The sequence below is a fragment of the Shewanella sp. FeAMO genome, assembly GCF_053653955.1.
This window is the reverse complement of the sequence record NZ_CM132201.1, coordinates 1,534,193-1,543,812: the sequence shown is the minus strand read 5'-3', so window position 1 is coordinate 1,543,812 and position 9,620 is coordinate 1,534,193. Positions and strand designations below refer to the sequence as shown.

Annotated in this window: 11 protein-coding genes; 5 read left to right on the top strand and 6 right to left on the bottom strand. The window is 51.3% G+C overall.

Going from position 1 to position 9,620, the window contains the following annotated elements; translation table 11 throughout:
* Positions 1-232 precede the first annotated feature (232 nt).
* Positions 233-1,621 carry a prephenate-dependent tRNA uridine(34) hydroxylase TrhP gene (gene trhP / locus ACWAU4_RS07005; RefSeq protein ID WP_144159095.1) on the top strand — a complete coding sequence of 463 codons (1,389 nt, stop codon included), beginning with the start codon at positions 233-235 and terminating at the stop codon, positions 1,619-1,621.
* A 129-nt stretch (positions 1,622-1,750) separates the two neighbouring features.
* On the opposite strand, the gene ACWAU4_RS07000 is transcribed toward trhP, so the two are convergent.
* Positions 1,751-2,932, bottom strand: coding sequence for an MFS transporter (locus ACWAU4_RS07000; RefSeq protein ID WP_208125658.1), 1,182 nt, complete (start codon positions 2,930-2,932; stop codon positions 1,751-1,753).
* Positions 2,933-3,017: 85 nt separating this feature from the next.
* Positions 3,018-3,686, bottom strand: a complete 669-nt coding sequence (locus ACWAU4_RS06995) for an SDR family oxidoreductase (protein ID WP_107005685.1) — start codon at positions 3,684-3,686, stop codon at positions 3,018-3,020.
* A gap of 112 nt (positions 3,687-3,798) precedes the next feature.
* Between ACWAU4_RS06995 and ACWAU4_RS06990 the strand changes: the two genes are divergently transcribed.
* The 3 genes from ACWAU4_RS06990 (at position 3,799) to ACWAU4_RS06980 (ending at position 5,396) form a co-directional block, all read left to right on the top strand.
* Entirely contained in the window at positions 3,799-4,737 is a 939-nt protein-coding gene (locus ACWAU4_RS06990) for a LysR family transcriptional regulator (RefSeq protein WP_167715039.1), read from the top strand.
* Between the two features lie 199 nt (positions 4,738-4,936).
* Positions 4,937-5,188, top strand: coding sequence for a YfhL family 4Fe-4S dicluster ferredoxin (locus ACWAU4_RS06985; protein WP_025009446.1), 252 nt, complete (start codon positions 4,937-4,939; stop codon positions 5,186-5,188).
* 7 nt (positions 5,189-5,195) lie between these two features.
* Positions 5,196-5,396 carry a hypothetical protein gene (locus tag ACWAU4_RS06980; protein ID WP_025009447.1) on the top strand — a complete coding sequence of 67 codons (201 nt, stop codon included), beginning with the start codon at positions 5,196-5,198 and terminating at the stop codon, positions 5,394-5,396.
* A gap of 62 nt (positions 5,397-5,458) precedes the next feature.
* On the opposite strand, the gene ACWAU4_RS06975 is transcribed toward ACWAU4_RS06980, so the two are convergent.
* Both ACWAU4_RS06975 and ltaE read right to left on the bottom strand, forming a co-directional pair.
* Positions 5,459-5,827 (bottom strand): acyl-CoA thioesterase, encoded by a 369-nt coding sequence (locus ACWAU4_RS06975; RefSeq protein WP_025009448.1) that lies wholly within the window; start codon positions 5,825-5,827, stop codon positions 5,459-5,461.
* A gap of 166 nt (positions 5,828-5,993) precedes the next feature.
* A complete protein-coding gene (ltaE, locus tag ACWAU4_RS06970) occupies positions 5,994-7,010 on the bottom strand; it encodes a low-specificity L-threonine aldolase (protein ID WP_167715041.1) in 1,017 nt (338 codons plus the stop codon).
* A gap of 362 nt (positions 7,011-7,372) precedes the next feature.
* Here ltaE and ACWAU4_RS06965 point away from each other — a divergent pair, with 362 nt between their 5' ends.
* The gene (locus ACWAU4_RS06965) at positions 7,373-8,014 is read left to right on the top strand and encodes a trimeric intracellular cation channel family protein (RefSeq protein ID WP_025887582.1); all 642 of its coding nucleotides are present in this window, start codon (positions 7,373-7,375) and stop codon (positions 8,012-8,014) included.
* Positions 8,015-8,072: 58 nt separating this feature from the next.
* Here the strand turns inward: ACWAU4_RS06965 and tpx are convergent, their stop codons facing one another.
* Both tpx and ACWAU4_RS06955 read right to left on the bottom strand, forming a co-directional pair.
* Complete coding sequence (gene tpx / locus ACWAU4_RS06960; protein WP_096141497.1) at positions 8,073-8,663, bottom strand: thiol peroxidase; 591 nt, start codon at positions 8,661-8,663, stop codon at positions 8,073-8,075.
* Positions 8,664-8,771: 108 nt separating this feature from the next.
* Complete coding sequence (locus tag ACWAU4_RS06955) at positions 8,772-9,596, bottom strand: mechanosensitive ion channel family protein (RefSeq protein WP_025009451.1); 825 nt, start codon at positions 9,594-9,596, stop codon at positions 8,772-8,774.
* Positions 9,597-9,620: the final 24 nt, after the last annotated feature.

Sequence of the window (9,620 nt, the reverse complement as noted above, 5' to 3'; positions counted from 1 at the left end):
CCGTAGTTGGCTACTGAAATCGACTGCCGGTCACTGTTTAATCGCCACCTTGTCCCAAATGGTACCAGAAGTCGCACCTTCCTTTGATAAGGCAAGGTTTCTTGTTGTTATGCCCGTTGTGATTGACAGCCAATGTTTGGGATATTTGCATACCCCTACTTTAATTAAGTAAAATGCCGCCCCTGCTGCCAAGTCGTGCAACCGCCGGACTGCCGTTAATTGAGAGTAAATTATGTTTAAACCAGAGCTTCTGTCTCCCGCCGGGACCCTGAAAAATATGCGTTATGCCTTTGCCTATGGTGCAGATGCCGTATATGCGGGCCAACCCAGATACAGCTTAAGGGTACGTAACAACGACTTTAAGATGGAAAACCTGGCTACGGGGATTCAGGAAGCCCATGCTCTGGGCAAGAAACTCTATGTGGTCAGCAATATCGCTCCCCATAATGCCAAGCTCAAGACCTATATCAAGGACATGGAGCCTGTGGTCGCCATGCAGCCGGATGCCCTTATCATGTCAGATCCCGGTCTCATCATGATGGTTCGTGAAGCCTTTCCCGAGCAGGTAGTGCACCTGTCGGTACAGGCCAACGCCATCAACTGGGCCTCGGTTAAATTCTGGCAGTCCCAGGGGATCAAGCGCGTGATCCTCTCCCGCGAGCTATCGCTGGATGAAATCGAAGAGATCCGCCAGCGTTGTCCGGACATAGAGCTGGAGGTGTTTGTTCACGGCGCACTGTGCATGGCCTATTCCGGCCGTTGCCTGTTGTCCGGCTATATCAATAAACGCGATCCCAACCAAGGCACCTGCACCAACGCCTGCCGCTGGAAATATGATGCTCACGAGGCCAAGGAAAATGAAACCGGCGACATAGTCGCAGTCAATCCGGTGCAGATAGAGCAGCCGACTCTGGGCCAGGGTCCAAGCAGCGATCAGATTTTCCTGCTGCAGGAAGCCAACCGTCCCGGCGAATATATGCCGGCCTTCGAAGACGAGCACGGCACCTACATAATGAACTCCAAAGATCTGCGCGCCATTCAGCACGTAGAGCGCCTGAGCCGTATCGGCGTGGATTCATTGAAGATTGAAGGCCGCACCAAGTCATTCTACTACGTGGCCCGTACGGCGCAGCTTTACCGTCAGGCCATAGATGATGCCGCAGCCGGAAAGGACTTCGACCGTAGCCTGATGAACCGCCTGGAAGGCTTGGCCCACAGAGGCTACACCGAAGGCTTCCTGCGCCGTCATGTTCACGATGAGTACCAGAACTATGAATACGGCCACTCTATCAGTGACAACCAGCAGTTTGTCGGTGAGTTTACCGGTCAGCGTAACGCCGAAGGCCTGGCCGAAATCGAAGTGAAGAACAAGTTTTTGCTGGGCGACAGCCTGGAGATGATGACGCCACAAGGCAACATCAACCTGACATTGGAAAGCCTGCAAAACCGTAAGGGTGAAGCCATTGAGGCCGGTTTAGGTTCGGGCCATACCGTCTATATGCCGGTACCGGCCGATTTGGAACTGGACTCAGCCATCTTGCTGCGTAACTTGCCGGAGGGGACGGACACCCGCAATCCCCATGTCGAAACAAAAGCCGAAACCAAAGCCGCAACAAAATAAACCAGGCTTGATTGAAAACAGAGAAAGGCTGCCTTGGCAGCCTTTTTTGTATGCTTTTTGCACACATTCACATTACCGAATACCACTGTGTTCTATATCGAATAGTCTCCTGCTACAGGGCGAGGCTTATCAGGAGATCTCGGCAGCCGGTATACGGGCATTTTCACGGCGATTGGTCGCTGTGATAAACAGCAGGCCAATCACGGGAACCAGAATGGCAGCGAATGGGATCATATCGGCACCCACTTGGCTATCGAGCACCATGCCGCCGAGAAATCCGCCGAAGGCATTGGCCAAATTAAATGCCGAGATATTGGCGGTCGCTGCAAGCTCTTGACCATCGCCACCGTGATTCATGACCCTTAGCTGCATGGCGGGCACGTTGGCAAAAGAGGCGATACCGAAGATGAAAGCCGTCACGATAAACATCAGTTTGCTCTCAACCGTCAGGCCAACCAGCAGCAGAGAAACTATCATCGCCAAGGTCCAGAACACAGATGCCTTCTGCAGATCCTTGTCAGAGGAGCGCCCACCCAAGGTATTGCCCACAATCAAGCCGACACCCACCACAACCAGGATCCAGGTCACCGCGCTTTCACCAAAACCGGTAACATGCATGGCAATGGGAGCCAGATAGCCGTAGAGGGTCATGAATCCGGACCAGGCAAAGACGGTTATCGCCAGACTGAGCAGCAACATGGGATTTTTAAAAGCCGCCAGTTGCGCCCTGACATCTTTGGCCTGACTGCTGCCTGTGGACTGGATCACTGTCAGGATGAAAAACAAGGCAACCAGACCCAATGCGGCAACGGTCAGGAAAGTGGTATGCCAACCAAATTGCAAACCAATCCAGGTTCCTCCTGGGACGCCAAGCACATTGGCCAGAGTCAGGCCGGCGAACATCTGCCCCACGGCTCGGCCGGTCATTTTTTCGGATACCAGATTGGTGGCCACCACGGCCCCTATGCCGTAAAAAGGACCTTGCACCAGGCCGCTGACAATGCGGCTTATCATCAAGACTTGATAGTCAGGGGCAAATGCCGACAACAGGTTGCCGGCAATGAACAACACCATCAAACCGGCCAGAACTTTCTTTTTGTTGAAACGTGCCAGGTAGATGGTGAGTATCGGCCCACCAAATACTATGGCCAGGGCATAAGCACTGATGAGATAGCCTGCCTGCCCTTCGGTAATTGACAATGAAGCGGCCACCTGGGGAAGTATACCGGCGATAACAAACTCGGCTGTGCCTATGGCAAATGCTGCAAGTGTCAAGATCCAGACCTGCAGCGGCATTTTTTGCTTGTTCATAATGAAATTTCCTGAGCTTTGAACGATGTCGGCTTGGCGCAGACACCGCACTATTGTTGTTGGGAATCGCTTTGGTAAAAGACGCTCAGTTGAGCAGCGCCCCGCCGTCGACATCGATAACCACGCCCGTCATATAGGGGTTTTGCAGCAATAACAGGTAGGCCATGGCGATATCAGCAGTCTGGCCAATCCTACTTACCGGCAAGGCCGCTTCGGCGCGCTGATACATGGTGTTTCTGGCTTCGTCTGACATGCCATGGTGCGCTTGTGTGTCAGTCAACCCGGGACTGACGGCATTGACACGAATCGGAGCCAACTCCTTGGCAAGCACTCGGGTTACGGCTTCTAAAGCGGCATTGATTGCCGTTTTCACATAAGTCGCGGCAACCACTTTGCGCGCCAACATTCCGGAAGTCAGAGTGATGGAACCACCGTGTTTGATGTATCGTGCAGCCTGTTTGGCAGCATTTATTGCGCCCCAAAACTTGGTATCGAAGGCGGCTTTGGCCTGAGCCAGCTCAACATCAACCACCCTGCCTGCCGGAGCGAAGGAACCTGCGGTAATGATCAGGTGATCGAAGGCACCTACTGATTCAAAGAAGTGATAAACAGATTGCTCATCGCTGATATCCAGCCCGGTTCTACGACTCGCAACATGAACCTGTGCCCCTTCGGCCCTCAATTGCCCTGCGAGTTCTGCGCCTATGCCGGATGTTCCGCCTATAACCACATAAATTTGGTTGTCTGTTTGCATTGTGTCTGTCTCCAATTACTAAGATGGAGCCAGTATATTTGTTGGATAAATTTTGATAATTGGTTAGCATTTGAATTAATTATTCAGCTCAACCAAATAATAAGCGGGACAAGTGGACAAATTTGCAGACATGACCTTGTTTGTCAGTATCGTCAAGAATCAGGGCCTGGCCGCCGCCGGTCGGGAATTGGGCTTGTCGCCGGCGACAGTCACCGCCAGATTGCAATCCCTTGAGGAGCGCTATGGTGTCAAGCTGCTGAATCGCAGCACTCGTCATATCTCCCTCACAGATGCCGGCGCCCTCTATCACCAGGCCAGCCTTGAAATAATCAACAGTGTCAAAGAGACGGAAAACCTGTTGCAAACCGGTACCAAAGAAGTACGGGGGCCATTGAAAATCTCGGCGCCGCGGGACATAGGCAAACAATATGTGTCGCCGATACTGACGGCCTTTACTGAGCTTTACCCGGATGTCATCCCCTACCTCTATCTGAACGACAATCTCACCAACCTGGCCGAATCCGGATTGGATATAGTGATACGTTATGGTGAACTGGCCGACAGCAATCTGATTTCCCGCAAGCTGGCTTCCAGCAGAAGGGTTTTGTGCGCCTCGCCCGACTATCTGGCCAAAAAAGGCACACCCATTACGCCGCAGGATTTGGTCGGCCATGATTGCCTGGCCATGATCCGCAGTAATGAAGAGCTGAAAACCTGGCATTTTCAGGATGATGAAGGCTACAAGGCCATCACAGTTGTGCCCAAACGCTTCTCGGACGATGGTGAAGTGATCCGCCAGTGGGCGCTGCAAGGTGCCGGCATTGCCCTGAAATCAATTCTCGATGTACAGAAAGACATCAAGCAGCAACGTCTGGTTACTGTGCTGAATGGCTATATGAAAAACTTCAGCGCTTCCTCCTCGGCAACTGGGGCTGATTTGAATGTTATTTACTTGAGTCGACAATACCAACCCAAGCGCATTCGCCTGTTTGTGGATTTTTTGATTGAAAGATTTCGCACCCAAACCCAAGAAAGTTCGCTGTCGAATTGAGACTTCAGGCAGGCAAAGCCTCAAACCTATCTTTGCGGTGCCGCCCGGCTCACACTAATAGTGTTGCTCACAGGCACAGGCCCTGTGATAAAATCTGTGCTATGACTTAGTTTGGGCTGCACTTGCTACTGTTTTGTGCGCCAAGCGTTGACCGAAAACCTGCAAGACAGGATAAGTAATTCCGAGGTAATACAAGGCAATGGCCTTAATCATTGATGACAGCTGCATTAACTGTGACATGTGTGAGCCCGAGTGTCCCAACCAAGCCATCACTATGGGTGAAGAGATCTATGAAATAGATCCGACGCGCTGCACCGAATGTGTTGGCCACTATGACAATCCAACCTGTGTTTCTGTCTGCCCTATAGACTGTATCGACAAGGATCCCGAACATCAGGAAACCCAAGACGAATTGCTGGTAAAATACGCTCAACTGACCGGCAAGCTATAAGGATAAAATGATGAAAACATTACTGCTTCTTGCTGCATTACTCAGTCTTGGCGCCTGTGCCGAGCTCAAGGAAACCGGCCGTACCATAGGCCATACCACCAGAGACGTGACCAAGGAGATAGGCCACACCACCCGGGATGTGACCCGTGAAATCGGCCACGCCTCCCGTGATGCCGCCAAATCGGTCAAGGAAGAATTGAAAGACTGAGCACGCCAGCCAACCGGGCAAAGCTCAGCCTGGTTGGCAAGCGCATTCAAACATCAGAGTTATCAGGCGGCATTGGCCCGCATACCGTGAGGCACGGGCAAGCCGGCTTCATTCACATTGACGAAGACCATCTTGTCAATGCTGACAATAGGCGCCAAATTCAGTTTATTGCGCACTTCGCAGCGAATGGTGATGGAAGTATGCCCCAGGCTGATAAGCTCAAGGCCAAATTCAATCACATCCCCAAGCTTGGCCGGGGTCATAAAGTTGATTTCCGAGATAAGCTTGGTCACATGGCTGACACTCTTCATCTGGCATGCGGCGAAGATGGCCGCTTCCTCATCGATCCAGCTCATCAACTGTCCACCGAACAAGGCTCCCGCCGGGTTGAGATGTTCGTGTTTAACCAAACGCCGACTGTAGTATTTCATGTTTGCGTCCTCGCATTCGCCTGTGATTGGAATTCTCACTTGAACTAAAGCAAATTGGACGCCAAACATTCAATCAATATAATTCAATAAGTTACACCACACTTGTGTTCATAAATGCCATTGCGATGCACCAGGATCACTCCTGCTGCACCGTAATGGACCGTGCTCAAACCTGGCTGAGCACCCGCTTGAAGGCCTGTAGAGTCTTATCGATATCGGCAGCGCTGATATCTTTGTGAGTCACCAGGCGTAGTTGCCGAGCGCCGCTGATACGTACTCCTTCCTGCAACAAGCCTTTGACCAGAGCTTCAATATCCACTGCATCGGCCAAAGTGGCAAACACCATATTGGTTTGTACCTGGCTCATATCCAGTGCCAGCTCATCCAACTGACTCAAACCTTCGGCCAAAACCTTGGCATTGGCGTGATCTTCCGCCAAACGCGCCACCTGCTCAGTCAAGGCCAACTCAGCTGCAGCAGCCAGGATCCCGGCCTGGCGCATCCCGCCACCCAGCATCTTCCGCCAGCGACGCGCCTTATGAATAAGCCGCTCATCCCCGAGTAATAAAGAGCCAACCGGCGCCACCAACCCCTTGGAGAGACAGATGGATACCGAGTCGAAATATTGGGTTATATCGGCTATCTCCAGTCCTTGCGCCACGGCGGCATTGGCCACCCGGGCACCATCGAGATGGATTTTCAAACCGTGATTGAAGGCCAGCTGCTGCGCCCTGGCCAGATATTCCTGCGGCAATATCTTTCCACCTATGGTGTTTTCCAGGCTTAATAGACGAGTGCGGGCAAAGTGAAAATCATCGGGTTTGATGGCAGCACGAATATCTTCGAGCGCTATGCTACCGTCGGCCTGATTATTCAGTGGTTGAGGCTGAATACTGCCTAACACGGCCGCGCCACCGCCTTCAAACTTGTAATTGTGGGCTTGTTGGCCACACAGGTATTCATCGCCCCGCTCGCAGTGGGACATGAGTGCCAACAGGTTGGCCTGAGTGCCCGAGCTGGTAAACAAGGCACTGTCAAAGCCGAACATCTCGGCGGCCATGGCTTCCAGGCGGTTAACCGTCGGGTCATCTCCGTAGACGTCATCGCCTACCTGCGCGGCCGCCATGGCCTGGCGCATTGCGGCAGTAGGTTGGGTCACGGTATCGCTTCTGAAATCTATCATCTCTCCCCCATATCACATCCAGTTGCCCCGCATTAAGATACATGGGGCCAAAACACTCTAGCGCCGCTCGGCTTGACTGTACAGCACCAGGAGAGCAAAGCTAAATAACTGGACTTTTTACCAAATTGACACCCCCAAACAGCCCAAACAAAACGAGAGAAAGACAAGTGTACACATTAATCAGTAATCCTCATACCAGATAAAAAATAAAACCATTTAAAATCATAAAAATACACAAACAATAAACAACAAACAATAATCAACCATAAATAAAACTAATCCAAAAATTTAAATAAAATCACTGTTAAACTGCGGTATTTTCCGGCAGAATTCTGATCCTTTGTTATTTTGATGCGAATATTATGCAAGAAGCTCAGTTTATCGCCATACTTTGGCTGATTGGTGTACTGGCCGAAGCAATGACCGGCGCATTGGCGGCGGGTAAAAAACAGATGGATCTCTTTGGCGTGGTAATTGTGGGGTGCGCTACCGCCATAGGCGGCGGCACGCTCAGAGACATGCTATTGGGTAACTACCCGCTGATCTGGGTAGAAAACTGGCATTATCTGGTGGCTATCGGCTTTGCTTCACTGTTGACTGTGATAATTGCCCCTGTAATGCGTTACCTGTCAAAGCTGTTTCTGGCAATCGATGCCCTTGGCCTGGCTGTGTTTTCCATTGTCGGAGCCCAAAAGACCCTGCTGCTGGGTTTCAGTCCCGTAGTGGCTGTGGTAATGGGGGTGGTTACCGGGGTTTTCGGCGGTATTATTCGCGACATTCTCTGTAATCAGATGCCGCTGATCTTTCGCAAGGAGCTGTACGCAGTGATCTCCATCATCACTGCCGGGCTCTATGTATTTTTGTCGCAGTGGCAACTGGCCGAATGGATCAATCTCAGCCTGTGTCTCACTCTGGGTTTCAGTTTGCGGATGCTGGCCATCAAGTATCACTGGGCCATGCCAACCTTCGACTACCAAACCGGCTCAGATCCACATCTGGACTAAGTGAGCAGGTAGCCCTCTAAAACTGAAAACGCCTGCACACAAGCCGGCGTTTTTACATTCAGCCCTTGCTGATTTCGCTCAAGGCCTTGAGCGCCGCGTCATAATCAGGATGGTGAGACACATCTGCCACCAGCTCACGGTACTTGAGCTGGCCATTGGCATCTATAATAAATATCGCTCTGGCCAGCAAGCCTCGGTTAGGGATCAATAGACCATATTTATTACCAAAATCACGCCAGACTGAGTCTGATAATACCTTGATTTTATCGACATTCTCCACCTTGCAGAAACGTTTCTGGGCAAAGGGTAAGTCCTCACTGACAGTCAACATGACCACAGAATCATCAAACTTGCTGAACTCCTTATTGAATCTCTTGGTCTGCAGGGCACAGACGCCGGTATCCAGACTGGGAACCGCACTGATAAGTACTGTCTTACCCTTGAAGTCACTTAAAGTCACTGGGGCAAACTTGTCATCCACCACCTTAAACCCTGGTGCAAGCTGGTTAAGCTCGGGCAACTTACCCATCAAGGTGACACTCTGGCCGCCCATTTTGACTTCGGCTGCCACTTTCCCTTCTGCCGCCATAGCCGAGGCGCTCGCCAAGGCCAATACACACACGGCGCTCCACTTTGTCAGTTTCAACATAGTTTTCTCCCTCAATCCCGGTTCAAATTCATCCTGGCTAATATAACGCATTGTCAGAATACAGGTAAAAAAAGACCGGCATCTGCCGGTCTTTGTCCAAAGCTGAACTTACTTGGAAGGCAGCTCTTTGACATGCAGATCCATCTGAGGATATGGAATGCCAATGCCGTTTTCGTCCAGAGACTGTTTAATCTGCTCCATCAGTTCGAAGTAGACCCCCCAGTAATCAGCGGACTTCACCCAAGGGCGAACCACATAGTTAACCGAAGAGTCAGCCAGTGTGTGCAGACCCACAGTATAGCCAGGCTCTTTCAGTACTTTCTCGTGGTTATCGAGAATGCTTGTCAGTATTTGCTTGGTATGACGGATATCGGCATCGTAAGAAACCCCAATCACCAGATCGATACGGCGCTTGTCCATAGCAGAGTAGTTGGTGATGCTACCATTCATGATAGTGGAGTTGGGCACTATGATGACCTTGTTGTCCGGCGTTTTCAGGCGGGTAGAGAAGATGGTGATTTCATCTACAGTACCGGCAACACCTGCGGCTTCAACATAGTCACCCACACGACAAGGGCGGAACAGTACCATCAAGACACCGGCGGCAAAGTTGGACAGTGAGCCCTGCAGCGCCAAGCCCACGGCCAAACCGGCGGCACCGAGAACTGCAACCAGAGAAGCAGTCTGAATGCCTAGCTGCCCCAAGGTAGCGATAACGGTAAATACAAACACCACGGCCCAAGCCATGTTGGCGACGAAGGAAACCACTGTCTGATCTATCTTGCGCTTGCCCAACATTTTAGCCGTGACTTTCTTGGCCACATTGGACAGATACTTACCGACAAAGAAAATGACAATGGCAAGCAGTATCTTGATGCCATAGGCCGCGATTAACTCGGGCGCTTGTTTGAACAGCCCTTCGAGATTTTCCATTGAAATACTCCCTTAAAAACCTTA

What these genes read in the sequence shown, in the direction of transcription:
- ACWAU4_RS06980 (WP_025009447.1), top strand. Translation starts at nt 5,196, where the DNA reads ATGATGAAAACATTACTGCTTCTTGCTGCATTACTCAGTCTTGGCGCC.
- ACWAU4_RS06975 (WP_025009448.1), bottom strand. Translation starts at nt 5,827, where the DNA reads ATGAAATACTACAGTCGGCGTTTGGTTAAACACGAACATCTCAACCCG.
- ACWAU4_RS07000 (WP_208125658.1), bottom strand. Translation starts at nt 2,932, where the DNA reads ATGAACAAGCAAAAAATGCCGCTGCAGGTCTGGATCTTGACACTTGCA.
- ACWAU4_RS06995 (WP_107005685.1), bottom strand. Translation starts at nt 3,686, where the DNA reads ATGCAAACAGACAACCAAATTTATGTGGTTATAGGCGGAACATCCGGC.
- ltaE (WP_167715041.1), bottom strand. Translation starts at nt 7,010, where the DNA reads ATGATAGATTTCAGAAGCGATACCGTGACCCAACCTACTGCCGCAATG.
- ACWAU4_RS06965 (WP_025887582.1), top strand. Translation starts at nt 7,373, where the DNA reads ATGCAAGAAGCTCAGTTTATCGCCATACTTTGGCTGATTGGTGTACTG.
- tpx (WP_096141497.1), bottom strand. Translation starts at nt 8,663, where the DNA reads ATGTTGAAACTGACAAAGTGGAGCGCCGTGTGTGTATTGGCCTTGGCG.
- ACWAU4_RS06955 (WP_025009451.1), bottom strand. Translation starts at nt 9,596, where the DNA reads ATGGAAAATCTCGAAGGGCTGTTCAAACAAGCGCCCGAGTTAATCGCG.
- ACWAU4_RS06985 (WP_025009446.1), top strand. Translation starts at nt 4,937, where the DNA reads ATGGCCTTAATCATTGATGACAGCTGCATTAACTGTGACATGTGTGAG.
- trhP (WP_144159095.1), top strand. Translation starts at nt 233, where the DNA reads ATGTTTAAACCAGAGCTTCTGTCTCCCGCCGGGACCCTGAAAAATATG.